The sequence below is a fragment of the Pseudomonas sp. ATCC PTA-122608 genome (assembly GCF_001952855.1).
GTDB lineage: Bacteria > Pseudomonadota > Gammaproteobacteria > Pseudomonadales > Pseudomonadaceae > Aquipseudomonas.
Map to the genome: position 1 here is coordinate 288,144 of NZ_LPNO01000006.1, position 26,636 is coordinate 314,779.

23 protein-coding genes and 1 rRNA gene are annotated in these 26,636 nt (G+C 61.6%); 11 read left to right on the forward strand and 13 right to left on the reverse strand.

Annotated features, from left to right (window positions below; genetic code table 11):
- Positions 1 to 2 precede the first annotated feature (2 nt).
- Complete coding sequence (gene murJ / locus AU074_RS08355) at positions 3 to 1,418, forward strand: murein biosynthesis integral membrane protein MurJ (RefSeq protein WP_076014321.1); 1,416 nt, start codon at positions 3 to 5, stop codon at positions 1,416 to 1,418.
- 15 nt (positions 1,419 to 1,433) lie between these two features.
- On the forward strand, positions 1,434 to 2,498 hold the full coding sequence (locus AU074_RS08360; RefSeq protein ID WP_076014322.1) for an acyltransferase family protein: 1,065 nt from the start codon (positions 1,434 to 1,436) through the stop codon (positions 2,496 to 2,498).
- Positions 2,499 to 2,516: 18 nt separating this feature from the next.
- Here AU074_RS08360 and AU074_RS08365 read toward each other — a convergent pair whose 3' ends face one another.
- The 5 genes from AU074_RS08365 to AU074_RS08385 all read right to left on the reverse strand — a co-directional run bounded on the left by AU074_RS08365 (position 2,517) and on the right by AU074_RS08385 (position 8,025).
- A complete protein-coding gene (locus AU074_RS08365) occupies positions 2,517 to 4,937 on the reverse strand; it encodes a TonB-dependent receptor (protein ID WP_076014323.1) in 2,421 nt (806 codons plus the stop codon).
- 83 nt (positions 4,938 to 5,020) lie between these two features.
- Entirely contained in the window at positions 5,021 to 6,007 is a 987-nt protein-coding gene (locus tag AU074_RS08370; protein ID WP_256576858.1) for a FecR domain-containing protein, read from the reverse strand.
- Positions 5,980 to 6,492 carry a sigma-70 family RNA polymerase sigma factor gene (locus AU074_RS08375; protein ID WP_076014324.1) on the reverse strand — a complete coding sequence of 171 codons (513 nt, stop codon included), beginning with the start codon at positions 6,490 to 6,492 and terminating at the stop codon, positions 5,980 to 5,982. The genes AU074_RS08370 and AU074_RS08375 overlap by 28 nt, the downstream gene beginning before the upstream one ends.
- Positions 6,493 to 6,670: 178 nt before the next feature.
- Complete coding sequence (locus tag AU074_RS08380) at positions 6,671 to 7,240, reverse strand: DUF4174 domain-containing protein (protein ID WP_076014325.1); 570 nt, start codon at positions 7,238 to 7,240, stop codon at positions 6,671 to 6,673.
- Positions 7,241 to 7,404: 164 nt separating this feature from the next.
- Entirely contained in the window at positions 7,405 to 8,025 is a 621-nt protein-coding gene (locus AU074_RS08385) for a glutathione S-transferase N-terminal domain-containing protein (protein WP_076014326.1), read from the reverse strand.
- A gap of 70 nt (positions 8,026 to 8,095) precedes the next feature.
- On the opposite strand from AU074_RS08385, the gene AU074_RS08390 reads away from it, so the two are divergent.
- Positions 8,096 to 8,311 (forward strand): AbrB/MazE/SpoVT family DNA-binding domain-containing protein, encoded by a 216-nt coding sequence (locus AU074_RS08390; RefSeq protein WP_003208231.1) that lies wholly within the window; start codon positions 8,096 to 8,098, stop codon positions 8,309 to 8,311.
- Here the strand turns inward: AU074_RS08390 and AU074_RS08395 are convergent.
- Both AU074_RS08395 and AU074_RS08400 read right to left on the reverse strand, forming a co-directional pair.
- A complete protein-coding gene (locus AU074_RS08395) occupies positions 8,308 to 8,886 on the reverse strand; it encodes a GNAT family N-acetyltransferase (protein WP_076014327.1) in 579 nt (192 codons plus the stop codon). The genes AU074_RS08390 and AU074_RS08395 overlap by 4 nt on opposite strands.
- A gap of 72 nt (positions 8,887 to 8,958) precedes the next feature.
- A complete protein-coding gene (locus AU074_RS08400) occupies positions 8,959 to 11,316 on the reverse strand; it encodes a DNA polymerase II (RefSeq protein ID WP_076014328.1) in 2,358 nt (785 codons plus the stop codon).
- A gap of 230 nt (positions 11,317 to 11,546) precedes the next feature.
- Here AU074_RS08400 and AU074_RS08405 point away from each other — a divergent pair, with 230 nt between their 5' ends.
- The 6 genes from AU074_RS08405 (at position 11,547) to AU074_RS08430 (ending at position 19,196) form a co-directional block, all read left to right on the forward strand.
- Positions 11,547 to 13,781 carry a TonB-dependent siderophore receptor gene (locus tag AU074_RS08405; RefSeq protein ID WP_076014329.1) on the forward strand — a complete coding sequence of 745 codons (2,235 nt, stop codon included), beginning with the start codon at positions 11,547 to 11,549 and terminating at the stop codon, positions 13,779 to 13,781.
- Between the two features lie 65 nt (positions 13,782 to 13,846).
- Complete coding sequence (locus AU074_RS08410; protein ID WP_076014330.1) at positions 13,847 to 14,728, forward strand: LysR family transcriptional regulator; 882 nt, start codon at positions 13,847 to 13,849, stop codon at positions 14,726 to 14,728.
- A gap of 120 nt (positions 14,729 to 14,848) precedes the next feature.
- Positions 14,849 to 15,955 (forward strand): tartrate dehydrogenase, encoded by a 1,107-nt coding sequence (locus AU074_RS08415; RefSeq protein WP_076014331.1) that lies wholly within the window; start codon positions 14,849 to 14,851, stop codon positions 15,953 to 15,955.
- 2 nt (positions 15,956 to 15,957) lie between these two features.
- Entirely contained in the window at positions 15,958 to 17,406 is a 1,449-nt protein-coding gene (locus AU074_RS08420) for an aldehyde dehydrogenase family protein (protein ID WP_076014332.1), read from the forward strand.
- A 32-nt stretch (positions 17,407 to 17,438) separates the two neighbouring features.
- Positions 17,439 to 18,197 (forward strand): SDR family oxidoreductase, encoded by a 759-nt coding sequence (locus tag AU074_RS08425; RefSeq protein ID WP_008434578.1) that lies wholly within the window; start codon positions 17,439 to 17,441, stop codon positions 18,195 to 18,197.
- Positions 18,198 to 18,224: 27 nt separating this feature from the next.
- A complete protein-coding gene (locus AU074_RS08430; RefSeq protein ID WP_076014333.1) occupies positions 18,225 to 19,196 on the forward strand; it encodes a cyclase family protein in 972 nt (323 codons plus the stop codon).
- Positions 19,197 to 19,205: 9 nt separating this feature from the next.
- On the opposite strand, the gene AU074_RS08435 is transcribed toward AU074_RS08430, so the two are convergent.
- On the reverse strand, positions 19,206 to 19,520 hold the full coding sequence (locus tag AU074_RS08435) for a protealysin inhibitor emfourin (protein ID WP_076014334.1): 315 nt from the start codon (positions 19,518 to 19,520) through the stop codon (positions 19,206 to 19,208).
- Positions 19,521 to 19,530: 10 nt separating this feature from the next.
- Entirely contained in the window at positions 19,531 to 20,565 is a 1,035-nt protein-coding gene (locus AU074_RS08440; RefSeq protein WP_076014335.1) for a M4 family metallopeptidase, read from the reverse strand.
- Positions 20,566 to 20,705: 140 nt separating this feature from the next.
- Between AU074_RS08440 and AU074_RS08445 the strand changes: the two genes are divergently transcribed.
- Entirely contained in the window at positions 20,706 to 21,293 is a 588-nt protein-coding gene (locus AU074_RS08445; protein WP_076014336.1) for a hypothetical protein, read from the forward strand.
- 21 nt (positions 21,294 to 21,314) lie between these two features.
- Here the strand turns inward: AU074_RS08445 and AU074_RS08450 are convergent, their stop codons facing one another.
- From AU074_RS08450 to AU074_RS08460, 3 genes are all read right to left on the reverse strand, one after another.
- Complete coding sequence (locus AU074_RS08450; protein ID WP_076014337.1) at positions 21,315 to 21,782, reverse strand: SRPBCC family protein; 468 nt, start codon at positions 21,780 to 21,782, stop codon at positions 21,315 to 21,317.
- 92 nt (positions 21,783 to 21,874) lie between these two features.
- On the reverse strand, positions 21,875 to 23,767 hold the full coding sequence (gene mrdA / locus AU074_RS08455; RefSeq protein ID WP_076014338.1) for a penicillin-binding protein 2: 1,893 nt from the start codon (positions 23,765 to 23,767) through the stop codon (positions 21,875 to 21,877).
- A 196-nt stretch (positions 23,768 to 23,963) separates the two neighbouring features.
- Positions 23,964 to 25,379, reverse strand: a complete 1,416-nt coding sequence (locus AU074_RS08460) for an aldehyde dehydrogenase family protein (protein WP_076014339.1) — start codon at positions 25,377 to 25,379, stop codon at positions 23,964 to 23,966.
- A gap of 101 nt (positions 25,380 to 25,480) precedes the next feature.
- Here AU074_RS08460 and AU074_RS08465 point away from each other — a divergent pair, with 101 nt between their 5' ends.
- Complete coding sequence (locus tag AU074_RS08465) at positions 25,481 to 26,371, forward strand: LysR family transcriptional regulator (protein ID WP_076014340.1); 891 nt, start codon at positions 25,481 to 25,483, stop codon at positions 26,369 to 26,371.
- 77 nt (positions 26,372 to 26,448) lie between these two features.
- On the opposite strand, the gene rrf is transcribed toward AU074_RS08465, so the two are convergent.
- Positions 26,449 to 26,564 (reverse strand): 5S ribosomal RNA (rrf, locus tag AU074_RS08470).
- Positions 26,565 to 26,636: the final 72 nt, after the last annotated feature.

Consider the following 26,636-nt stretch of genomic DNA (forward strand, 5'->3'; position numbering starts at 1 on the left):
GCATGCTCGGATCGGCGTTCTGGTTGACCCTGGCAACCCTGCTGGGACTGTGCCTCGGGTTTGCCCGTGAGTGGTTGTTGGTGGCCGCGTGGGGCGCGGGTGAGCGCAGTGATGCGTTCCTGATTGCGCTGTTTTTGCCCGAAGCCTTGCGTATGTCACTGGCCGGTGGCGTGCTGAGCGCCGCCGCCCTGCCGCTGTACTTGCAACGCAAGGAGAGCGAACGCCTGGACTGGCTGGCGGTGTTGTTCCCGGCGCTGCTGTTGATTGCGCTGGTGACCAGCCTGCTGTTGACGCTACTGGCGCCGTGGCTGGTGCAACTGCTCGGCCCGGGCCTCGCGGCAACGGCCACCAGCCTTGCCAGCAGCAACTTGCAGATCCTCGCCTGGAGCGTGCCGGGCTTGATGCTGCATGCGTTGTTCAGTATTCCGTTGCAGGCCAGCGAGCGCTTTGTGGTCGCGGGGCTCGGTTCGTTGCTGTTCAACCTGCCGCCGGTGACCTACCTGGCCCTCGCCGGCACCGCCACGCAACCGCACTCGCTGGCATTGGCCTGCCTCATGGGCAGTTTGCTGATGCCCCTGGCGCTGTTGCCGTCGATGGTGCGCCTGGGCTGGCGGCCTTGGCGGCTGCGGGCTTCGACCCTGGAATTGCGCGAGCTGGGCGGGCGTATCGGTCCGTTGCTGCTGAGCAATGGCGCCAGCCAGGGTTTGGCATTGATTGAACGGTTGGTGGCGTCGTTGCTGGGCGAAGGCGCGGTGACCTGGGTCAACCTGGCGCGCAAGCTGATGAACTTGCCACTGATTGCGCTGATGAGTCTCAACCAGGTGCTGCTGGGCATGATGAGCCGGCGCCAGGGCGACGAGCGCCTGGCCCTGCTCAAGCGCGGCCTGGAAACCGCCAGCCTGCTGACCCTGCCCGCCGGCGTCGGCCTGGTGGCGGCGGCGCCGAGCCTGGTGGCGTTGCTGCTGCCCAAGCAGTCGGTGGATTCGCCGTTGCCGCTGCTGCTGGCCTGGTTTGCCGTGCCGCTGGTGTTCGGCGCCTGGAACGCTCTGTTGGCGCGTTATGCCTACGCCGCCGGCGACACCCGCCAGCCGCTGCGTTGCGAGTTGCTGGGCAGCCTGGTGAACGTGTTGCTGCTGGGTGTGCTGCCGTTTGTGTTTGGCCTGGCGGGTATCCCGCTGGCCGCCCTCGCCGGCGTGCTGTGCACCGCGTTGCTGCTGATGCAACGCCAGGCCTTGCTCGGCGCCCTGCCCTGGAAGGGGCACTGGTTGTTGAGTGGGCTGGTGATGAGCGTGGCGGCGTTGGTGTTGTTTCGGGTTCAAGGAATTTGGCTGCAGTTGGGGTTGAGCACCCTGGCTGGGGCCGTGGTGTTGCTGGGCATGGGCCTGTGGCTCAAGCCGTGGCGCAAGGCAGATTTATAGAGTGGGAGCAGTCAGGTGAAAAAACGCTGGATTCAAATGGATATTGCCAAGGGCATTGGCATCCTGATCATCGTGTTCGGGCATGGTTGGTTCGTGGAGCACTCCCCGGATTTGCTGTACCCGATACTCGCGGTCTTTATCCTACCGCTGTTCTTCTTCCTGTCCGGAGTGTTCTTCAAGCCCGAGCAGCCCTTCGTTGAAATGGCGGTGCGCAAGGCCGATGCCCTGCTCAAGCCGTTCTTTACCACGATGCTGGCATACGTGTTGGTGCGCGATATCCTGCGCGGCCAGCCGCTGCTGCCCGACATTGGCGGCGTGCTGTACGCCTCGGTGGACACCCTGCCCTGGCAGGCCTTGTGGTTTCTGCCGCACTTCTGGGCGGCAATGCTGTTTGGCTGGGTGATGCTGCGGCTGATGCAACGCCTGGGCCTGTCACTGGTGTGGAGTTGCGTGGTGGTAGGCGTGCAATTGCTGCTGGGGGTCTGGACCCTGGACTGGTTCTGGCAGGTACCGATCACCGTTGGCGGCCAGACCTGGACGATGCCGGGGCTGCCCTTCAGCCTGGATGTCACGTTGATCAGCAGTACCTATTTCATCCTCGGTTATCTGCTGCGGGACGTGCTGCGCAAACACCAGAGCTCACTGCTGAGCATGGTGGTGGCGCTGGTGGTGTACTTCGCGATTTTCATCCCCACCTGGGACACCATGGACCTGGCCCAACGGCGCTATGACCATTGGTTGTGGACCAGTGCACTGGCGGTGATCGGTGTGTACATCTGCTGGGCACTGGCCGGGTTGATGATGACCTCCGCGGTATTGACCCGCGCCATGACCTACATCGGCCAGTCGACGCTGATCCTGTTGATTTTCCATGGCGAGATCCAGCACAAAACCATCGCCCTGCTGCAGCACCTGGGCTTGCCGGATGTGGCGGCGGCGTTTATCGGGCTGGTGGTGGCGGTGGTGGTGCCGTTGATGATCGGCGAGGTGATCAAGCGGGTGGCGTTCCTGCGGTTCTTCTACTTTCCGTTCCCGGTGCGCAAGAAGGTGGTGGTGGCTGGGGAAAAGCCTGGGGCATAAACCCCAGGCCTGCGGATCCTAGAAATCGTACTTGAGGCTGGTCATCAGGTTACGCGGCGCACCATACATCCCGTGGTTGCCCGCGTAACTGAGGTACTCCCGGTCAAACAGGTTGTTGAGGTTGACCGACGTGCTGAGCTTGGGGGTTATGTCGTAGCGCACCAGCAGGTTGGCAATCGCATAGCTGCCCTGGCTGAAGGTGTGCAGGTCCTCGCCTACCTTGCTCTGCCAGTTCACGCCACCGCCGACGGTGACCTTGTTCAAGTCCCCCGGCAGGCGGTAGGTGGTGAAGGTCTTCAAGCTCTGGCGCGGCAAGGTGGTGACGATGCGCTTGTCGTTGGCATCCGTGCTCACCGCGTACGCGTAGCCGGCGGATGCCTGCCAGCCTTCGGCGAGTTCACCGCTGAGTTCCAGCTCCACGCCTTCGGTGGTGGTGCCTTTCTCGTTGCGATAGGTATTGCCGCCCGGGGTATCGATCCAGATTGCCAGGTTGTCCTGTTCCAGCTTGAACAATGCCAGGCTGGTATTCAGTTGCTCATCGAAGAAGCTGCCCTTGAGGCCCACTTCATAGCCCTTGCCTTCCATCGGCTCCAGGGGCTTGTTGTTGATGTCCCGCACCCAGGTGGCCTGGGGATTGAAGATCTTGGTGTAGCTGGCATACGCCGACCAGTTCTCGGTCAGGTCATACACCACCCCAGCGTAGGGAATGTAGACCCCGGTTTGCGATTCATCGGTGCGCGTCGCATCTCCAGCATAAGGACGGTCTTCAGTTTCACGCTTCCAGTCGATCACCCGGCTGCCGAGGATCACGCTGAGGTCATCGGTAACCCGCAGGCGCGTGCTCAGGTAGGCCGCGTACTGGCTCTCATCCGCCGAGGACTTGCCGGTGACGTTGAAGTCCGGCTTGGCCGAATGCCCGTCCCAGGTGAACAGGTTGTCGATGGCGCCCGCCGGTGAACCGGAATAGTCGTAGTGCCAACCGCCGTAACTGGGCACGCTTTCGCGGTACTTGGACAGGGTGACGCCGGCAATCAACTCATGCTCGCGCCCCAGCAAGTCGAACGGCCCGGTGGCGTAGAGGTCGAGGTTGTCCTGGCGTGGTGTGCCGGAGAAACGCACCGGCAGTTGAGTGGTGCCGCTGCCGTCACGATTGAGGGAGCCGTTGACGTAGTTGAAGACCTCGTCGAACTGGTTTTCGCTGTGGGTGAACTCCGCCTTGGCGCTCCAGCCGTTATCGAACTTCTGCTCGATGGAGGTGAAGAAACTGGTTTGCTCGTGGTCGTTATAGGACCAGGCCGGTGCAGTGTTCAACGAGCGGCTGAGGTTGGTCCGCGAGCCGTCGGTAAAGCGCGTGGGCAAGCCGGAACGGGCGGGTGAGTCGACGTCGGTGCGCAGGTAACTGAAGCCCATGGTCAGCAGCGTGTCTTCGCTCAGGTCGAATTCGGTGATGCCGTAGAGCAGTTGGGTTTCTTGCTTGTAGCGGTCGATCCAGGCGTGTTCGGTCTTGTAGTCCGCCACCAGGCGCCCGCGCACGTTGCCGGTTTCGGTCAGCGGGCCGGACACGTCGAGACCGCTGCCATAGCGCTCCCAGTTACCCGCCGCGGCTGTGACGCTGGCGCGGGCCTCGGCTGTCGGGCGTTTGCGAATCAGGTTGATGGTGGCCGACGGATTGCCCATACCGCTGATCAGGCCGGTAGCGCCGCGTACGATTTCCACCCGGTCATACATGGCCATGCTTTGGGTGTAGTTGTCCATACGGGTGACGGTGGGCACGCCGTCGATTTCGAAGTTCTGGATCTGGAAACCCCGGGAGAAGTAACTGTCGCTCTCCGAGCCCAGGCCGTCGCGTAGCACGACGATGCCGGGGGTGGCGTCGAGGGTATCGCTGAGGGTGCTCAGGCGCTGGTCATCCAGGCGTTGGCGGGTCATCACTGTGAGCGATTGCGGGGTTTCCCTGGGTGTGAGGTTCAGGCGCGTCGAACTGCTGGACGATTGGGTGGTGTAGGAACCGGTGCCCTCGGTGGTCGAACCCGGGGCCTTGCCGGAAATCGACACGGTACCCAGTTGCAGGGCGTCGCCGGTGGGGCGCGGTTCCAGGGAATAGCTGTCACCGCTGCCGCGCACGGCTTGCAGGTCGGTGTTGCCGAGCAGGATCGCCAGGCCGCTGTCCAGGTCATGCAGCCCTTGCAGGCCAGGGCTGGTTTTGCCCTCGGTGAGCACCGCCGGGTAAGACAGCAGGATGTGCGTGACCTGGCCGAACTGGTTCAGCGCAGCAGCCAGGGAGCCTGGCTTGATATCGAATGTGTGTTGCTCAGCCGCCTGTACCCACGCCGGCGCCAAGAGCACGGGCGCCGCCATGGCCAGGCTGGCAATGCCCCGGACCACCGCGACGGCCAGTGTTTTTTTCAATGTTGTACGTATCGGTTGTCGCGCTTGCATGCCCTGCTCCCCAGTAAAGTTGGCTTCTGGGGATACGAGTCTCGTGAGAAACGCAAACGGACCACCCTTGGGCGAAAATAAATTCAGGCCAGGTTTCGTCGTGGCTTGAGGGTGACCCAGAAACGCGTGAAATGCTCCACGTCCAGCTTGAGGGTTTGGCCCAGTGTCGTGAGGATGCGGTCGGTGTCGCCCAAGGGAAACGTGCCGGACACTCGCAGCTCGCTCACGGCTGGATCACAGGCCAGGTGGCCCCGCCGGTAGCGGCTCAGTTCATGGAGGAAGTCTTCCAGGCGCCGCCCCTGAGCGACCAGCATGCCGCGACTCCAGGCCAGCTCGCCGTCGCGCTGCTCCCTGCGCGCCAGCAGTGTGTTGGCGTCGAAACTGATGATCTCCCCAGGTTGCAGGCTGATGGTGCCCATGGGGATCTGGGCCGAGAGCACGCCCTGGTCCGCACCCAGTTGGGTAAAACCGCCCCGCTGGCGAAGGCTGAAGCGGTTGGCGGAGGCACGGGTCAGGCCTTCGGCGGTTTTGACCCATAACGGGCGCGTGTCCGCCGGGTTAGGCAACACCAGGATTTCTCCCCGCAGCAGATGGATTTGCCGGGTATCGTCGGTGTATTTCACGTCGATGGCGGTGTCGGTATTGAGCTGGACTTCCGTATTGTCTGCCAGGTCGATGCGCCATTGCTCGCCGACGCCGGTGCTGTAGTCGCTGGTCCAGTGCTGCACCAAGGGTGTATCCCGGGCCGTCCACGCCACGCTGCCGGCTGCCAGCAGCAGGGCCAGGTTCTTGATCACCCGGCGCCGCGACAATGCCGGCAACAGTGCGGCCTTCACCAATGCCTGATGAGCCGGCGCGCGCACGTCCTGCATCCGCTGGAAAAACCGTTGGGAATGCTGCCACGCCAATTCATGGGCTGGGTCTTGCTGGCGCCAGGCGAGCCATTCGGCGCGGGTTTGCTCACTGACCTGCGGCGCCTGCAATTCCAGCTGCCAATGCATGGCCTGCTCGGCCGCTTCCAAAGACAGTGGCGACGGCTTGATCAACGCTGGCTGTCCAGCAGGATGCACTGGGCGCCCGCCTTGACGATGTAGCGCTTGACTGTGGTGATGCTTGCGCCGAGGCGCTCGGCAATTTCGCCGTGGCTCAAGCCGTCGAGTTGCGACCACAGGAATGCCTGGCGCACCGGCAGTGCCAGGCGGCTGAGTACTTCGTCTAGGGCCATCAGGGTTTCCAGAAGAATCCACTGGGTTTCAGCACTGGGAGCCGACTCTTCCGGCAACAGCGTCAGGGCCTGCAAATAGGCCTTTTCGAGTTTTTGCCGGCGGTAGTGATTGGACAACACGCTCTGCGCGACTTTCGCCAGAAAGCTGCGAGGTGCCTGGACTTCAAGGGGCTGGTTCTTGGTGAGCAAGCGCAGGAACGTGTCCTGGGCCAGGTCGGCGGCACTCTGCGAACAGTTCAAGCGACGCCATAGCCATTGCTGCAACCAGCGGTGTTGCTGCTGGTAAAGCGTGGCCAAGTCAGTGGGAGTTACCGCAGGGGTCGGGGACATGAAAGGCGCGCAGAGTGCAAATGATAATGCTTATCATATGATGCGCAGTGCAGAGGCTGCAACTACTCAACTTGCTGGAGCGAGCTTGCTTGCGAAAAACCTGAGGATGGCGTGCCATTCAGAAAGGCCGCGTCTTCGTTAACGATTTTCGCGAGCACGCTCGCTCCTACAGTGTGGGTCAGTCGTCCAGTTGCTGTGAAGCCGGTGCTTGCTTCACAGCTTTGCCAGGCTTCGCGGCTTTCGGCGCAGCCGGTTCCGGTTCGGCCGGGGCGGCAAGCTCCTTTTCAGCCTGGGGCATCTGATCAATCGCGCTGAAGAAATCCGCCAGGTTGAGGGTGTCCGGTGGCACGGTCTTCTCGAGTTTTTTCTCGCCGTCCTTGCCCACCAGAATCACTTTGGTACCACTGCCGGCACCCAACTTGAGCGCGCGGATCAACGCATTGGTTTCAGGCGGGGCGAGCTTCTTGTTGTCCTTCGGGTCCTTGGCGAACTTCTCGCCTTCGGCGCCGATGCTGCCGAAGGACACGGTGTAGAGCACCATGCTGCGCTCTTCAAAGGACTGCTTGTTGGCAGGCTCTTCCAGCTGTTTCTTGAGAGTGGCCAACGTTGGGTTGCCGGAGTCGAGTTCCACCACCACCAACGGGCGTGACTTGCCCAGGTCCTGCTTGAGCGGATTGAGATCATCCGCGGCCAGCAGCGGCCCCGTAAAAGCCATCAAGGTAGCCAGGGTCAGCGACCGGATGAGCATGCACACCTCCTTTGAATTCCATGCAGGGTTCTTGAGTTTCATGTCTGCGACAGTCAAATTCAAGGATGATTCCTACGTCAGCTTCAGAAAGCGTAGGTCAGGACGCCCGCGACGCAAGGCGTTTAGCCACCTTAGGCCTCATTGTTTCTTCTGATTGCTAAGGCTTACAGCGGCCAATGCCGGGCAAATACCGGCGCCACGATGGGGTCGGCATCCACCTGCGCCAGCATCACGGCAAACTCAGGCCGCGACTGTTGTATCGCCTCGCGTCCTCCCGCCCAGCGCGACACGGCTGCGGCCATGATCCCCAATGCATTTGGAGCCTGCTGCGGGGTGACCAGTTGGTCGGCGAATTGATCGGCAAACACTTCCCAGGCCCCATGCAGGCGGCGACGGGTGCCGCTGATCAACTGTCCATGCTGCTGCGCATCGGCGCCGGCGGTCCAGCGTTCCGGGTAGTCAATGATGCCAATCGCCGAATAACAGTTGGCGGCGATGTACACCAGGCCGCGAATGACTTGGGCGGGCTCCTCGGGCAGCAACGCCGAGGCGGGAAATTGCAGGCCGAGGTGAATCAGAATCGCCGCGCTTTCGGTCAACACGCTGCCGTCCGGCTGTTGCAGGGTGGGGATTTGCTTGAGCGGGTTGATCTGCGCCAGGGCCTCGCTGCCCGCGCTGTCTTCCCAGGAGCAGGCGTCGACCTGGCGCCATTCGACACCGCAACGCTGCAGGGCGATTTCGATGATGCACGAGCCGGTGCCTTGGGTTCCGTAGAGGGTGTACACGGTGCTGAGCCTCCTGGCAGTGGGTTGAGGTGTTAGGCTAGGCCGTTCAATCGTTCAACGGGAAGCCATCATGCACAGCAAACGCGTCACGATCGAAGACTGGGACGGCGACGGCGCCATTCGCCTGCCGGACGAAGCCTTGCAGGAATTGGGGCTGGATGTGGGCGACACGCTGTACATCGTCGAGACCTATGTGGGCACGCAAAAAGGTTTTGTGTTGTCGACCACGCCGAAAATTGCCGACCGGATGGATGAGCTGGTGGAAGAGCTGAGCCACAAACCCTAGCGAGTCAGCCTGGCCAGCAACCCCGCTTTCACCTGCGGCCATTCCGGATCAATGATGCTGAAGCGCACCGAGTTGCGCTTGCGGCCATCGGGCATGATGCGCTCGTGGCGCACGATCCCTTCCTGTACCGCACCGAGGCGCAGGATCGCGGCCCGGGATTTTTCATTCAGTTCATCCGTCGTGAATTGCACCCGCACGCAGTCCATCACTTCAAACGCGTGGGTCAGCAGCAACAGCTTGGCCTCGGTGTTGACCCCGGATTTCTGCACCGACTGGCTGATATACGTGTGGCCGATCTCCAGCTTGCGGTTGACCCGGTCAACCTTCCAGAACCGTGTGCTGCCCACCACCTCACCAGTGTCGCGGCGCACGATGACAAACGGCATCATGGTGCCCGCCTCACGCCCGGCCAGGGCGATGTCCACGTACTTATCGACGGTGTCGGGGCCCGGCACGTTGGTCACCTTGAGGTTCCACAGTTGCCCGTCGGCGGCGGCCTGTACCAAGGCAGCCGAGTGTTCGCGTTGCAGGGGGCGGAGTTCGACCGTGGTGCCGGTCAGGGTGATTTCAGTCATGGGAGTGCTGCGCCGTCTGGTGGTCGTCAGTGGCCAAGATTGCAGGCTCTCGCCACTGCAAGGCAAGCCGTTTTAGAACAAGCCCATCTGGCCACCCACCAGGGTACTGAAGTCGTCGTTTACAAACGGCAGGATCGCATCCGCCACCGGTTGCAGTTGCCGGGTGACGTAGTGGTCGTAGTCGATCGGTGCCTGGCGCACTTCCAGCGGTTCGGGGCCGTTGACGCTGATCACGTAGCTGATCCAGCCACCGTTCTGGTACTGGCGCGGGCGACCCTGGCGGTCGTTGTATTCGTCGGCTAGCCGCGCGGCGCGCACGTGGGGCGGCACGTTGCGTTCGTAGTCGCCCAATTGCCGGCGCAGGCGTTTGCGGTAGATCAGCAATTCGTCGAGTTCACCGCTCAAGGTGCGACGTACGTAGTCGCGTACGTAGTCTTGATGAGGCTGGCGGTGGAAGATCCGCTGGTAGAGCTCCTGCTGGAATTGCCGGGCCAGGGGCGACCAGTCGCTGCGCACGGTTTCCAGGCCTTTGTAGATCATTTCTTCGCTGCCGTCGGCACGGGTGACCAGCCCGGCGTAGCGCTTCTTGCTGCCCTCTTCCGCGCCGCGAATGGTCGGCATCAGGAAGCGGCTGAAGTGGGTTTCGTATTGCAGTTCCAGGGCGCTTTGCAGGCCGAACTCATTCTGCAGGCGCTCACGCCACCAGGTGTTGACGTGCTGCACCAGGTCCAGGCCGATGCGCGTGGCGTCTTCCTGGGAGTGGGCGCTGCCGAGCCAGACGAAGGTAGAGTCGGTGTCGCCGTAGATCACTTCATAACCCCGGGCTTCAACCAGTTCGCGGGTCTGGCGCATGATCTGGTGGCCACGCAAGGTGATGGACGACGCCAGCCGCGTGTCAAAGAAGCGGCAACCGCTGGAACCGAGCACGCCGTAGAAGGCGTTCATGATGATCTTCAGTGCCTGTGACAGCGGCGCGTTGTGTTCGCGCTTGGCCACTTCGCGGCCTTCGGAAACCCGCGCGACAATCGACGGCAGGCAATGCCGGGTGCGAGAAAACCGTGCGCCGCGAAAGCCTTCCACCGACTCGCTGTCTTCGGGGTGACGCAGGCCTTCGATCAGGCCCACCGGGTCGATCAGAAAACTGCGGATGATCGACGGGTAAAGGCTTTTGTAGTCGAGCACCAGCACCGATTCGTAGAGGCCCGGGCGCGAGTCCATGACAAACCCGCCGGGGCTGGCCTGGGGTGGTTTGTCTCCCAGGTTCGGCGCGACGAAACCCTGGCGGTGCATCAGCGGCATGTACAGGTGAGTGAAGGCTGCCACCGAACCACCGTTGCGGTCCGCTGGCAGGCCGGTGACGCTGGCGCGCTCCAGGAGGAATTTCAGCAGCTCGGTCTTCTCGAAAATCCGCGTGACCAGCTCGCAGTCCTTGAGGTTATAGCGCGCCAGCGCGGGCTTGTCCTCAGCGAACATGCGGTTGATTTCGTCCATGCGCTGGTACGGCGTGGAGATCGATTTACCTTCGCCAAGCAAGGTCTGTGCGACGTTTTCCAGGCTGAAGGATTCGAAACTCCAGGTGGCCGAACGCAAGGCTTCGATGCCATCGATGATCAGCCGCCCGGCTGCCGCGGCGAAGTAGTGGTTGCGGCTGCCGTGTTCGCGCCAGCCCATGGCGTCACCGCCACGGCCCAGCAGCAGCGGCACGTTCAAGCGTTGCGCATGCTCGTGCAGGACACGCAGGTCGAACTGCACCAGGTTCCAGCCGATGATCGCGTCGGGGTCATGGGTGGCGAGCCAAAGGTTCAGGCGTTCGAGCAGTTCGGCGCGGGTGTCGCAGTAGTCGAGCTTGAAGTCCACTGCGTCAGTTTTGTTGGACGGGCCAAGCATGTACACCTGGCGCTCGCCGCAACCTTCCAGGGCGATGGAATACAGGTCGCCCTGGGCGGTGGTCTCGATGTCCAGCGACACCAGCTTGAGTGGCGGGCGATAATCCGGCGCGGGTTTCATCTGCGCCTCCACCAGCATGCCGCCCTCGCCCGCCGTACCGCCAAACCACACCGGCGCGGTGATGAAGCGTTCCATCATGTAGCGATCGGGTGGGCGCACATCGCCTTCATAGACATCAATGCCGGCTTTGCGCAGGCGCTTTTCCAGGTCCATCAATTGGCGATGTTGTTTGGTGTAGAGGCCCAGCACCGGGCGATGGTGGAAGTCGCAGAGTGCCAGGTCGCGCAACTCGATACCGCGCTCGCCCTTGAGCTGCAGCTCGGCAGGCTTGCGATGGGCCTGGGGGATGAACATCACGGAGGTCTGCACCGGCAAGCGCACAAACCTTGGGCCGTGATCGGTGGCCAGCCAGAAACTGACCTCCGTGCCCGCCGGGGTGTCGCGCCAATGCCGGGTCAGGACAAACCCCTGCTGTAAATCCACCTTGCCACACCTCAAGAATCGCTTTCAGGGCGTGATTCTACTCGGCCTGTGACAAGGCGCGGCGATTTAACCGAAATGGCCTACACGCACGAAGACAACAATCTCACAAACTTGTTGCAGAATATTAATGACAATTACTATCATTCGCACCGGAGTCGTATCCGCGCAGCGAGGACGCGCAACGTTGTTGCCCTTTTCTTCACATTGACGGTTCGCCGTCAGGATCGACCATGCCCACCTCCAGCCGTTTTGCTGTGCCGTTTCGCCCGACCCTGCTCGCCCTTTGCTGTTCCCTGAGCCTCACCGCTCACGCCGCCACTCCAGAAACCACGCAGGATGCGAACAACAGTCAGGACGGCAAGGCTCTGGAATTGGGTGCTACTACCATCAGCGCCGACGCACCTACGCCCAACGCCCTGCCCCCGGTGTATGCCGGCGGCCAGGTCGCTCGCGGCGGGCAACTGGGGGTGCTGGGCAATCAGGACATCATGGACGTGCCCTTCAGCATGTCGTCCTATACCGAAAAACTGATTCGTGACCAGCAGGCCGAAAACGTCGGTGATGTGCTGCTCAACGACTCGTCCGTGCGCCAGGCGTCAGGCTATGCCAACCAGGCCCAGGCCTTTGTGATCCGTGGCCTGCCGCTGAACGGCGACGACATTTCGTTCAACGGTTTGTACGGCATCCTGCCGCGCCAGATCATGTCCACCGACGCCCTGGAACGGGTTGAAGTGTTCAAGGGCCCCAACGCCTTTATCAACGGCGTGACGCCCGGCGGCTCCGGGATTGGCGGCGGTGTGAACCTGCAACCCAAGCGCGCCGATGATGTTCCGTTGCGCCGCTTCAGCACCGACATCAGCAGCGATGGCCGGGTCGGCGAGCACCTGGATATCGGCCAGCGCTTTGGCGAAGACAATCGCTTCGGCGCGCGGGTGAATATCTCCCAGCGTGAGGGCGATACCGGGGTCGACGACGAGAGCCAGCGCTCGAAGCTGTTTGCGGTTGGCCTGGATTATCGCGGCGATGCACTGCGTTTGTCGGGGGATTTTGTCTACTCGAAACAGAAGATCAATGGCGGGCGCAACACCGTGCTGCTTGGCCAGAACCTGACCCATATCCCCAACGCACCTTCGGCCGACACCAACTACGCGCCGAGCTGGGGCACCAGCAGCCTGGAAGACACCTTCGGCATGTTGCGCGCCGAGTACGACCTCAACGACAACTGGACCGCTTATGTCGCCGGCGGTGCCAAGCACACCAACGAGATCGGCCGCTACTCGTCGGTCACATTGAACGACACCCTGGGCAATGCCACCGTCAGTGGCTCGCGCATCGCCCACCAGGAAGACAACACCAGCCTGATGGCAGGCTTGAACGGCAAGTTCCAGACCGGCCCGGTCAGCCACAAGCTGAACCTCGGGTTGACCGGGATCTGGGCCCAGACCCGCAATGCCTATGACTTCGACTTCACCGGCCACGCCAGCAATATCTATAACCCGGTGGACGTTGCCGAGCCGGTCAAAGGCAGCTTCGTGGGCGGCGACTTGAACGACCCGGGCATCACCGCCAAGACCTTCGCCCGCAGTGCGGCGGTCTCCGACACCCTGGGCTTTATGGATGATCGTTTGCTGGTGACCGCTGGTTTGCGTCGCCAGGAACTGGTGGTTCAGGGCTTCGCCTACGGCACGGGCACTCGCACCGCCGATTACGACAAGTCGATCACCACACCGGTGTACGGCCTGGTGTTCAAGCCGTGGGACCATGTGTCGTTCTATGCCAACCATATCGAAGGCCTGGCCCAGGGTCCGACCGCTCCCCAGACAGCCGGCACAGCCCCCATCAGCAACGCCGGCCAGGCCTACGCCCCGGCGCGTTCGAAACAGACCGAAGCCGGGGTCAAGGTCGACATGGGCACCTACGGTGCAACCCTGGGCGTGTACCGCATCGAGCAACCCACCGATGGCTACTCACAACTCAGCGCCGACGGTTTAAGCGCCACCTATGTTCGCCAGGGCGAGCAGGTCAACAAAGGCGTGGAGCTCAACGTGTTCGGCGAGCCTATCGCAGGGCTGCGCCTGTTGGGCGGTGCAACCATCATCCACACCGAAGTCAACGGCACCCAGAACGGCGCCAACGACGGCAACCGCGCCATCGGCGTACCTAGCTTCCAACTGAATGCTGGCGTGGACTGGGATGTACCGGGCCTGCAAGGCGTGACGGTTAACGGTCGGATGCTACGCACCGGCGGCCAATACGCCGACGCGGCCAACAACCTCAGCCTGCCCGCCTGGAACCGCTTCGATGTTGGCGCGCGCTACACCTTCAAGGTGAACCAGCGTGACGTCACCCTGGGTGCCACCGTGGAAAACGTCGCCAATACCAAGTACTGGGAATCGGCCCTCGGCGGCTACTTGACCCAAGGTGACCCGCGCGTGGCCAAGTTGTCGGCCAGCATCGACTTCTAACCCCAGGTTGGACACCGGGGTCACAACTGCGTAGTTTTTCACCCACTGCGCATAAGGACCCCGGCATGTCCCCCGACCTCACTTCCATCGAGCTGTTCCTCAAGGCGGTCAAGCTGGGCAACCTGTCCCGGGCGGCCGAGCAATCCCATCTCTCCCTCTCTGCCGCCAGCCGACGCCTGTCGCTGCTGGAGCAGCACTTCAAGGTCGCCCTGCTGACTCGCACCTCCACCGGCGTTTCGCCGACGGCGGCCGGGGAAGTGTTGGCCCAGCATGCGCAGTCGATCCTTCGGGCAGTGGACAGCATGCACGCCGACCTCGCCGACTACGCCAAGGGCGCCACCGGCCGGGTTTGCCTGTACGCCAACAGTTCGGCGATGAGCCAGGAACTGCCGCGCCAACTGACCCAATGGAACACCTTGCACCCGGGTATCCGCCTGGACATTCGCGAGGAGCGCAGCCGGGAAATTCTCCAGGCCGTGCGCGACGGCGTGGCAGATGTCGGCATTGTCACGACCCGGCCCAGCGAAGAGTTGCGCTTTGTACCCTACTGCCAGGACCGCCTGTGCCTGATCGTGCCCCATGATCATCCGTTGAAAATGCGCCAGGCGCGCTTCGAGGATTTGCTCGGTTATGACTTCGTCGGGCTGGAAGACAACGCCGCCATCACGCCGTTGATTACCGAAGCCGCCGCCGCCATCGGCATGCCGTTGCGACTGCGGGTGCAGGTGCGCAGTTTCGAAGCGGTGTGCCGCCTGATCGCTGCCGGCCAGGGCGTGGGCGTGCTGCCACAGGGCGCGGTGCAGATTTTCCGCAAGGAGATGGCCTTGCGCTTTATCGAAATCGATGACGCCTGGGCCGACCGCCAGATGTACCTGTGCATGCGCAAGGAACAGCCCTCGCTGACCAGTCTGGCGTTGTTCGACTACCTCAGCGCCAACCCGGCCTAACCCTTCGGCCTTCGAATTTTGCGAAGGCCGATTCCACAATGAGCAATTCCCCTGCTGTAACAGCTGTGCCAAGAATGCCCCCGCCAGACCTTCCTATAAAAACAAGACAGGAGACACGGCGTGTCCGATTCCAACACCCGCCCCACCCACCGCATCGCCGTGATTCCCGGCGACGGCATCGGCCGCGAAGTGGTGCCCGAAGGCCTGCGGGTACTCGAGGCCGTCAGCCGGCGGTTCGGTATTCACTTTGACTTCGACCACTTTGCCTGGTGCAGCGAGCACTACCTGGCCCACGGCACGATGATGCCCGACGACTGGGCCGAGCAGATCGGCAGCCACGATGCGATCTTCTTCGGCGCGGTTGGCGCGCCGGACATCATCGCCGACCACACCGCTGTGTGGGAGTCGCTGCTGAAGATCCGCCGCCAGTTCGATCAATACGTGAATATCCGCCCGGTGCGCCTGATGCCTGGCGTGCCCTGCCCGCTGGCCGGCCGTGTGCCGGGTGACATCGACTTCATCGTGGTGCGGGAAAACACTGAAGGCGAATACTCCAGTGTCGGCGGAAGGATGTGGGAAGGCACCTCGCGGGAAATCGCAGTGCAGGAGTCGATTTTCTCCCGGGAAGGCGTGGACCGTGTGGTGGATTACGCCTTCAAGCTGGCGCAACAGCGACCCCGGAAAAACCTGGTGGCGGCGACCAAATCCAATGGCATCTCGATCACCATGCCGTTCTGGGACGAGCGGGTGAACGAGATCGCCCGGCGCTACCCGGACGTGAAGACGGCCAAGTTTCACATCGACATTCTGTGTGCGCACTTCGTGCAGCACCCCGACTGGTTCGATGTGGTGGTGGCTTCCAACCTGTTTGGCGACATCCTTTCCGACCTCGGCCCGGCCTGCACGGGCACCATCGGCATTGCGCCGTCGGCGAACCTGAATCCGCAGCGGCATTACCCTTCACTGTTCGAGCCGGTACACGGCTCGGCGCCGGACATCGCCGGGCTGGGCGTGGCCAATCCTATCGGGCAGATCTGGTCGGCCGCGCTGATGATCGAGCACTTGGGCGACGGTAATCCGCTTTACCAGGAAGCCGCAGCGGCGATCGTGTCCGCCATCGAAACCGTGCTTGCCGAAGGCCCGCGCACCCGGGAAATGGGCGGCAGCGCCAGCACCGTCGAAGTGGGCCGCGCCATCGCCGAATGCGTCGCAGGGAACAGGAGTTGAACATGACCAACGCACATTACATCGCCAACCAATGGCTGGCATCGACCTCGCTGGAAGACATTCCAGTGATCGACCCGAGCACCGGCGAAACCTACTCGAGCATCGCCCGTGGCACGGCCGCCGATATCGATGCGGCGATCCGCGCGGCGCGCCTGGCACTCGGGGAAACCTTCGATGGCCCGTGGGGCACGTTATCTGCCGTGGAGCGCAGCCGCCTGCTGGCGAAGCTCGGCGTGGCGGTGTTGGACCATCATGAAGAACTGGCGCAGATCGAAGCGCGGGACACCGGCAAGGCGCTGAAAGTCGCCCGCGCCGATGCCACTGCCCTCGCCCGCTACTTCGAGTACTACGCCGGTGCCGCCGACAAACTGCACGGCGAAACCCTGCCGTATCAGGCGGGCTACACCGTATTGACCGTACGCGAACCTCATGGCGTGACCGGGCATATCATCCCGTGGAATTACCCGATGCAGATTTTCGGGCGCAGCGTCGGCGCTTCGTTGGCGGCGGGCAATGCGTGTGTGGTCAAGCCGGCGGAAGATGCCAGCCTGTCGTTACTGCGCCTGGCGGAGATCGCTGCCGAGGTCGGCTTTCCGGCTGGCGCGATCAACGTGGTCACCGGTTACGGCTATGAAGCCGGCGCGGCGTTGTGCGCACACCCGGGCATCGATCACATCTCGTTTACCGGCTCCACTGCAACCGGCACAGCCGTGTCGAAAGCTGCTGCCGAACGCCACTGCCCGGTCACCCTGGAGCTGGGCGGCAAGTCGCCGCAACTGGTGTTCGCCGATGCCGACCTGGAGGAAGCTCTGCCGGTGCTGGTCAACGCCATCGTGCAGAACTGCGGGCAAACCTGCTCCGCCGGTAGCCGCTTGCTGGTGGAACGCAGCATCTACGAAAGCCTGCTCGCGCGCCTCAGCCAGCGTTTTTCCGAGTTGCGTGCCGGGCCTTCGGCGCTGGACCTGGACATGGGCCCGCTGATCAACCAGAAGCAGCAACGCCTGGTGCGGGAGTTTATTCGCGAGGCCGAGCAGGCCGGGATCACCGTCGCCGCACGCGGCACGGTGGTGGCCGAGGCCGGCAGCGGCGGGTATTTCCAGGAGGCGGTGCTGTTCCGCGACGTGCCGCCAGACAGCCGCCTGGCGCAACAGGAAGTCTTCGGCCCGGTGTTGGCCGTGATGCCTTTCGACGATGAAGCCGAAGCGATTCGCCTGGCCAACGGTACCGAGTTCGGCCTGGTGGCCGGCGTGTGGACCCGCGACGGCGCGCGGCAAATGCGCCTGGCGCGCACGCTGCGTTGTGGCCAGGTATTCATCAACAACTACGGAGCCGGTGGCGGCGTCGAACTGCCATTCGGCGGAGTGAAGGCCAGCGGTTATGGCCGGGAAAAAGGCTTCGAGGCGCTGCTGGGCTTTACCACCTTGAAGACCATTGCGATCAAACACGGTTGATTCCTCACAACAACAAGAACGGAGAACACACCATGCGTTTAGCCAATAAAGTCGCGATCGTCACCGGCGCCGGTTCGGGTTTTGGCGAGGGCATCGCCAAGACGTTTGCCCGCCAGGGCGCCAAGGTAATTGTTGCGGACATGAACGCCGTGGGCGGTCAGCGAGTGGTCAATGAGATTGCCGAAAGCGGCGGCCATGCGCACTTTATCGAGGTCAACGTGGCCAACGATGAAAGCATGGGCGCGCTGCTGCGCGGCACACTGGAGCAATTCGGTGGGCTGGACATCGTCATCAACAACGCCGGTACCACCCACCGTAACCGGCCGATGCTGGAGGTCGATGAGGCCGAGTTCGACCGGGTATTTGCGGTCAACGTCAAAAGCATCTTCTTGAGCGCCAAGCATTTTGTGCCGCACTTTCGCGGCCAGGGCGGCGGCGTGTTCGTCAACATTGCCTCGACGGCAGCGATCCGCCCACGCCCGGGACTGGTCTGGTATAACGGCAGCAAGGGCGCAGTGGTGGTCATGAGCAAGACCATGGCGGCAGAGTTGGGGCCGGACAATATCCGCGTCAACTGCGTGAATCCGGTAGTCGGTGCCACAGCATTGCTCAGCGAATTCATGGGCGTGCCGGACACCCCGGAAAACCGCCAGAAGTTCATGGCGACCATTCCCCTGGGGCGCTTTTCCACCCCGCAAGATGTGGCCAACGCCTGCCTGTACCTGGCGTCGGACGAAGCGGCGTTCATCACCGGCACCTGCCTGGAAGTCGATGGCGGGCGCTGCGTGTAACTCACTCTCACAGGGACCGGAATTGCTATGTGTGATCTTCATAATAAGAACGAGCCGAACACCCGGGAATTGCTTGAAGGCCTGCCAAAGAACTGGGGTAAATGGGGACCGGACGACGAAGTCGGTGCCCTCAATTACCTGACTGAAGCCGAAGTGCTGCGCGGCGTCGCCTCGGTACGCCAGGGTAAGACCTTTACCTTGCAAGTGCAGATCGGTCACCCCGACGGCGACCCGATGTGGCCGGCGCGCAACCCGTCGATGCGCTTCAACACCCTCGACCACAGCCATTACCACTTCGGCAAACAGCCGCACATGACCGGCGGCGCGGCGTACTCCGACGACGTGATCTTCATGCAACTGCAAGGCTCGACGCAGTACGACGCCCTCGGCCACGCCTGGTACGACAATCAACTGTGGAACGGCTACGACGCGCAGACCACCGTCGGCGGCATGGCCAAGGCCAGCGTGCTGGCCATCGCCGAACGCGGCGTGGTGGGCCGCGCCGTACTGATCGACATGGCCCGCCATCGCGGCAAGAAATGCCTGGGTCGCGGCGAAACCTTCAACCACCTGGACTTGCTCGACGCCGCCAAGGCCCAGGGCGTGACCATTGAAAAGCGCGACATCCTGATCATCCGCACCGGTTCCATGGGTGCGTTTTATGAGCTGGGCAAGACCGAGTTCTTCAAGGACCTGATGGAGCCAGGGCTGACCTACAGCCGCGAGCTGGTGGAGTGGTTCCATGAAATGGAAATCCCCAACCTGGTGACCGATACCATCGCCAACGAAGTGATCACCGACCCGGTGTCCGGGGTGCAGATTCCGCTGCATTGCGCGCTGATGCGCAACCTGGGAATCGCCTTTACCGAGATTGTGTTGCTGGAGGAACTGGCCGCCGATTGCGCGGATGACGGCCAGTGGAAGTTCCTCTACACCGCCGCCCCGTTGAAGATTGTCGGGGGCAGCGGCGCGCCGGTTAATCCGGTGGTGGTCAAGTAGCCCGGAGGATCAGACCTGGCCCTTGTCCCACAGCCGGACTAACTCTCCAGGTGCCAGGTCTTCCGGCACCTGGAGCAGCAACCGGTCATCGCGATCATCCTGGCGAAAACGCACTTCGATTTGATAGAAGCGCTGGTCGCCCCTTCCTGACTCAGCCGAGGCCAGCGGCAGGCAACCATTGAGCAGCGTGAAGATCTGTTCGCGTTCATCCACGTTGCACTGGGCAAACTCGATCTCGCGCGGCCGGCTCAGCATCGCGGTCACCCCGCCTTGGCGAGACAGACGCACCGTGGCATCGCTGCCCAAGGGTGGTAGCTGTTTCATCACATCCCCCTCATCCAGGACTCACGCCTACCCCGGCCCAGGCTTTCTCCACGGCCTTGGCCTGGGTCGCACCGAAACGTTCGCGGGCATGGGCGACGGTCAAGGCGGCAAAGCCTTGGAAGTCCGCATCGTTATCGAGTTTTTCGTCGCACAGGGTGTCATACCAGACTTGCCCTGCCTGCTCCCAGGCCGAGCCGCCCAAGGCAGTCGCCGCCAGGTAAAACGCGCGGTTGGGGATCCCGGAGTTCAAGTGCACGCCACCGTTGTCATCCTGGGTGACGACGAAATCCCGCATATGCGCGGGCTGCGGGTCCTTGCCCAGCACGGGGTCGTCATAGGCGGTGCCGGGATGGGACATGGAGCGCAGGCCCTTGCCCTGAACCTTGTCGGTAAGCAAATCCGCGCCGATGAGCCAGTCCGCCTGCTCGGCCGTGTGCTTGAGTACGTATTGCCGGGTAAGTACGCCGAACACGTCGGAGATTGATTCGTTGAGCGCCCCGGACTGATTGCGGTAAACCAGGCCGGCTTCGCTCTCGATGATACCGTGGGTCAGTTCGTGGGCGACCACGTCCAGGGACCGGGTAAAGCGCTGGAACACCTCGCCGTCGCCGTCGCCGAAGACCATTTGCGCGCCGTTCCAGAAGGCGTTGTCGTAGCCTTCCCCATAATGCACGGTGCCGACGAGGGCTAAACCACGATTGTCGATAGAATCGCGTCCGTAAACCTGCCAGAAAAAATCGTGGGTCGCGCCCAAGGCGTCATACGCCTCATCCACCGCCGCATCGCCGCTGGCCCGCTGCCCTTCGCCGCGCACCAGGTCACCGGGGAGCACCGTCAGGTGGCCGGCATCGTAGAGGTTGCGTTGCAACGCGCCGGCGATTGGCGCCACCGGAGCCGGGCCAGGCTTGCCCGGGTTGGGCAGCAACTGGCGAACGTGAGTCAGGGTATTCAGCGCTCGCGAACGCTGCCACTCGGAACCATGGTCGATCAGCCGATGGAGAATGTAGGGCGGGATAAATCCCGGGCATGAACCTTGACTGGGCATGGGCGTTCTCCTTGTCAGATAGCGGTCTGTATTGTTGTGATCGGGTTCCGCCCCAGAGGTTCGTTTTGATCGGCTGGCGAATTTGCATATCACCGGCTCATCACTAGACTCAAGGCTCCTCTTACATGGAAGTCTATTGAATGAACGTATTTCGCCCTCTTCGTCAGGCAATTACCCTGGCAACCTTGCTGTCTGCTGGTTTCTTGACGGCACATGCCGCCGATATCCCGCTGTCCAAGTCACTGGAAGCCGATGAGGTGACCACCAAGGTGCTGAAGGTGGATGCCGCCAGCCATCAGGTAGTACTCCAAGGCGCCGAAGGTCGTGAGGTGCATGTGCAGCTCAGCGAACAGGCCAAGGACCTGGGCAACCTCAAGGTCGGCGATCAGGTCAAGGTGCTGGTGACTCATTCGGTCGCGGCCGTGCTGGATACCGACATCGACAAGAGCGCCCCGGATGCCATCGAGAAGACTGGCGTATTGCGCGCGACCGCAGATAACCCGAACCCGGGCGGTGCTGCGTTCCGCCAGGTGCAGGTGCAGTTGAAGATCACCCACATCGACCTGAAAAAAAACCAGGTGACCCTGGAAAATCCAGCTGGCCAGAGCAAAGTGCTGACCGTGGAAAAACCGGAAATCCGCGCCGGCCTCAAAGACCTCAAGGTTGGCCAGAGCGTGCTGGTAACCTACACCGATACCCTGGAAATCAGCACCGCCCACGAGGGCTGATGATTGCGGCGTCCCATCCGCTCACGGCTGATGGGATTTCGCCAGGTAGTCTTCGATGTTGTTCATCTGATCGTCCCACCCTCGGGAGTTCTTCTTGTAGGCTTTCTGGCGGCGAGCGCCGGGGATCGCGTCAAAACCTGACTCCACCACCCGCAACAAGATGCCTTCGGCGTGATCCACAAGGGTGAACTCCACCAAGGTGGGCGTTTCGGTGTCGTAATCGACATCCTTGTCTACGGCGTAGGGATGCCAACTGAAAGAGAAGCGCGTTTGCGGCTCAAGGCGCTCGATTTTGGCCTTCCACACCACATGTTCGTAACCGGGATAAGTAATTTGGGCTTCAATGGCCCGGCCCTGGGCAAACTGCTTGCCCTTGAGGGCGATGCCAAACCAGCTGCCGAATTGCTCGGCATCGGTCAGTGCTTCCCAGACGCGTTGACGTGGAGCGTTGAGCAGGACTTTACGTTTGATTTCATTTGATTCGTGCATGAGACACCTCCTGTATTGACAGTAGGCGACATCGACCAATGCGCAACCTTTAAAAAAGGATGGGGCATGACCAGCGTCATGCCCTCGTGGCCTCAGACGTGAGGGTCACCCGGTGCCTTGCTGGGCGTCGCGTATTGCGGCTTCAAATGGCCTTCCTGATCAAGCAGCCAGGCGTCCATGATCTGACGCACCACCGGGCCTGCCACTCGGCCACCGGCCTCGCCGTTTTCAATCATCACCGAAATCACGATCCGCGGGTGCTCCGCCGGGGCGAAGCCAACGAACAAGGCGTTGTCGCGGTTGCGTTCCAGGGTCTTGAGACGGTTGTAACGCTCGCCCTGCTTGATCGCCACCACCTGTGCGGTACCACTCTTGCCGGCAATCCGGTATTGCGCGCCGGCTGCAGCCGCCCGGGCGATACCTCGTGGGTCGTGCATGACCAGTTGCATGCCGTGGTTGACCTGTTCCCAGTCGCGCGGGTCTTTGAGGACAACGTTGGGCATCGGGTTTTCATCCACTGGCGCCACGCCATTGATGGTCTTGGCCAGGTGCGGGCGGTTCCACACGCCTTTGTTGGCGATCAGCGCAGTGGCCTGAGCCAGTTGCAGCGGGGTGACCTGCATGTAGCCCTGGCCGATGCCGAGGATCACGGTTTCACCCGGGAACCACGGTTGGCGTCGGGTGGCGCGCTTCCAGGCCTGGGACGGCATCAAGCCGGCCGACTCTTCGAACATGTCGAGGGAGACTTTCTGCCCGAGGCCGAACTCGGCCAGGTAGTCGTGCAGGCGGTCGATGCCCAGCTTGTGGGCAAGGTCGTAGAAGTAGGTGTCGTTGGAGCGCATGATGGCCGCATCCATGTCCACCCAGCCGTCGCCGCTGTGGTTCCAGTTGCGGTATTTGTGATCGAAGTCCGGGAGTTGGTAATAGCCGGGGTCGAACACGCGGGTTTGGGCGGTGACCACACCGCTGTCGAGGCCGGCGATGGCCACTTCCGGCTTGATCGTCGAGCCCGGTGCGTAGAGCCCGCGCAGCACGCGGTTGAACAGCGGACGGTCGAGGGAGTCGTGAAGCGCTGCATATTCCTTGAAGCTGATACCGGTGACGAACAGGTTGGGGTCAAAGCTCGGCTTGCTGACCATCGCCAGGACTTCGCCAGTTGCCGGATCGAGAGCGACCACCGAGCCACGACGGTCGCCGAGGGCTTCTTCGGCCGCTTCCTGGAGTTTGACGTCCAGGCTCAAAACGATGTTTTTGCCGGGGATCGGGTCGGTGTGCTTGAGCACTCGCAGGACGCGGCCCTGGGCGTTGGTTTCAACTTCTTCATAGCCCACGTGGCCATGCAGCTCGGACTCATAGAAACGCTCGATCCCGGTTTTACCGATGGACTGCGTGCCCCGGTATTCCACAGAGTCGAGGGCCTTGGATTCTTTTTCGTTGATCCGGCCTACGTAGCCAATGGAGTGGGCAAAGTGCGCACCCAGCGGGTAATGGCGGACAAATTGCGGCTCGACATCCACGCCCGGCAGGCGGAATTCGTTGACGGCCAGCACGGCGATCTGTTCTTCGGTCAGCTCATAAAACAGCGTGACGGGTACAAAGGGATGACGCGCCTGCTTGAGCGCTTTATCAAATACGCCGCGGTCTTCGGCGGGCAGATGCAGGAGGCTGACGATGGCGTCCAGCTCACCCTTGAGATCAGTGGTGCGCTCGCGGGTGATCGTCAAGTTGTAGCTGGGGCGATTGTCGGCAAGTACTACGCCATTGCGGTCATAGATCAGACCGCGCGTCGGGGTAATCGGTAGGACGTGGACGCGATTGTTCTCGGAAATGGTGGAGTGATAGTCGTACTGCACCACCTGCAGGAAGTACATCCGGCCTACCAGTGCGCAGGTGATACCCACTACCAGCAGCGCGCAGGCCAACAGCCGCTTGTTGACCAGGCGGTTTTCTTTTTCGTGATCCTTGATCGGTATCGGTTCAGGCATTTCTACAGCATCTCGTTGAATAAGGTCGACGCCGCTTCCTGCGGAGGAGAAATCAGTCCTTGTGAAAATGTGCTGCACCATACCAAAAATGCAGAAACACTTTGCATCGATTTCCCTGAACGGTGTGCTTATGGAGCCTGTTCATGCACTTTGGTTTGGCTGGTTGACCTTATTCATACGTTTTCATGCTGAGGAATCAACTGAGGATCGATTTGGGTTCCAGGAAGGCTTCCAGGCCGAATGTGCCGTACTCGCGGCCAATGCCCGATTGTTTGAAGCCGCCAAACGGTGCGAGTGGCTCATGGGCGAGGGTATTGATCAGGACCCGCCCTGCGTCGATACGGCTGGCTAGCGTGCGGGCACGCTCGGGATTTGATGACAGGATGTACGCCTGGAGACCGTAGGGCGTGTCATTGGCGATGGCCAGTGCTTCTTCCTCGGTTGCATAGGTAATGATCGATAGCACCGGACCGAAAATCTCCTCGCGGGCGATGGTCATTTGATTGGTCACGCGGCTGAACATGGTGGGTCTTACGAACCAGCCCGCCGTGATGCCTTCTGGCAGACCGGGGCCTCCCGCTAGCAGGTGAGCGCCCTCCTCGATCCCGATCTGAATGTAGCGTTGCACGCGCTCCCATTGTTTAAGGCTGACCATGGGGCCCACGGCCGTGGCTGGATCACGAGGATTACCGGCTTGTACTTTGGTCACTTCCTCGATCATCAGCGCTTCGATTTCAACCAGGCGACTTTCAGGTACCAGGATTCGGGTGCCGGCGATGCAGGCCTGGCCGCTGTTCATGAAGCCTGCCTGGAGAGCCATGGGCACGGCCACCTTGAGGTCCGCATCATCGAGAACCAACACCGGTGATTTGCCGCCCAGCTCCAGGGTGATGCGTTTCAGTGTCTCGGCTCCGGTACGCAGGATTGTTTTGCCGACAGCGGTCGAGCCGGTGAAGGACACTTTTGCGATGTCACGATGGGAGCTCAACACGGCGCCTACGGTTTCGCCACGACCGGTGACGATGTTGAACACACCAGGCGGTAAGCCCGCTTCATGGAGTGCGCGGGTGACTATGGAGGTCTGGATTGCGCTCATTTCGCTGGGTTTGATCACCGCGGTACAGCCGGCGGCCAGCGCAGCAGCGAGCTTGCCGCAGATAAAACCGGCGTTGCTGTTCCAGGGGGTGATCAAACCGGCCACACCCAAGGGCTGCATGACCACCTCGGCAATACCGATGCGTCGGGAGAAGTTGTAGTTCTCGAGTACCGAGGCAGCATCCTGCAGGACGCTGGCCGCGTGCTTGGCCATCCATCGCGCACGTGAAACCGGGGCACCATACTCCTCGATAATCGCTTCGGTGAGTTCGTCCTCAATGGATTCAACGGCAGCATGCATGCGTTTTAGATAGCCGATGCGTACCTCTTTCGAGCTGTGGGAAAACTCGATAAACGCTTGCTTAGCGGCGGCGATGGCATCCAGGGCGTCCTGTTCATTTGCCAACCGAACCTGGCCGATACTCTGGCCCGTGGCGGGATTGAACAGGTCAAAAAGCTCTTCGCCATGGGGAGTTACAAAAGCGCCGTTGATGTAAATCTGGTTGATGCGTTGCATAGGTCCTCCGGGACGCTGAGCTAGTGCGTCATACCGTAATTCACTATGATTGAGTTGATAAGCCGTACAAATTGGCATGAGTTGATGAGTGATCCAGGACAATGAACACATCCGGACTGAATGAACTGGAAGCCGTATTGGCAGTGGCGCGGCATCGAAGTTTTCGTGCGGCGGCGACTGAGTTGAATGTGTCGACGTCGGCGCTGAGTCACTCTATTGCAGGGCTTGAAGCGCGGATGGGGGTGAGGCTGTTCAATCGCACAACGCGCAGCGTGTCGTTATCTGAAGTGGGCGCAGAGTTTGTCGAGACAATTACGCCGGCACTGTTGAGCATCCGCACAGCCTTGGAACAGGCGGGAAATCGCAGCGCAGAACCCAGCGGTACCTTGCGCCTGAATACCTCGGCGGGTGCCGCAAAGCAGGTGATGCCGCTGCTGCTGGAATATCTGCGGCGTTATCCGCAGATGAAACTGGATATCGTCACTGAAGGGCGTCTGGTGGATATCGTTGCGCAGGGGTTTGATGCAGGGATTCGTCTGGGCGACACGGTTCCTCAAGACATGATCGCGGTCGATATCAGCCCGGCCCAGCGTTTTGCGGTATTGGGCAGCCCGGAGTATTTTGCCAATCACCCAGTCCCCGTCAGCCCCATAGATCTGCGGGCCCATCAGTGTATTCGCAGCCGAATGCCTAGCGGTGCGATCTACCACTGGGAGTTTGAGCGTCATGGCGAAGCAATTGCCGTAGAGGTGCAGGGGGTTTTGACCCTGGACAATCCGACATTGATGCTTGAGGCAGCCAGGGCGGGGCTGGGCTTGACCTATCTTACGGAATGGAATGCAGCTGATGATTTGGCGAAAGGGGCGTTAGTGCGCGTACTGGAGGAATGGACACCGTCTTTTGACTGTTTGCGTCTCTATTATCCAGGTAGGCGTCATGTGCCGGCCGGATTGAGGGCACTGATTGACTTGATCAGGGAGAAAGGATTTTAAACGGCATTTCGTTAAGTTTCCGACCGCCCAAAACAAAACCCCTGATTGCGTTAGCAATCAGGGGTTTCGGAATTTAATCTTGACGATGACCTACTCTCACATGGGGAAACCCCACACTACCATCGGCGATGCATCGTTTCACTGCTGAGTTCGGGATGGGATCAGGTGGTTCCAATGCTCTATGGTCGTCAAGAAATTCGGGTACTGAGTCGTGACCAGTTGGTCTCGCTTCAGCAAATTGGGTATGTGATAGCTTTCGGTGTTT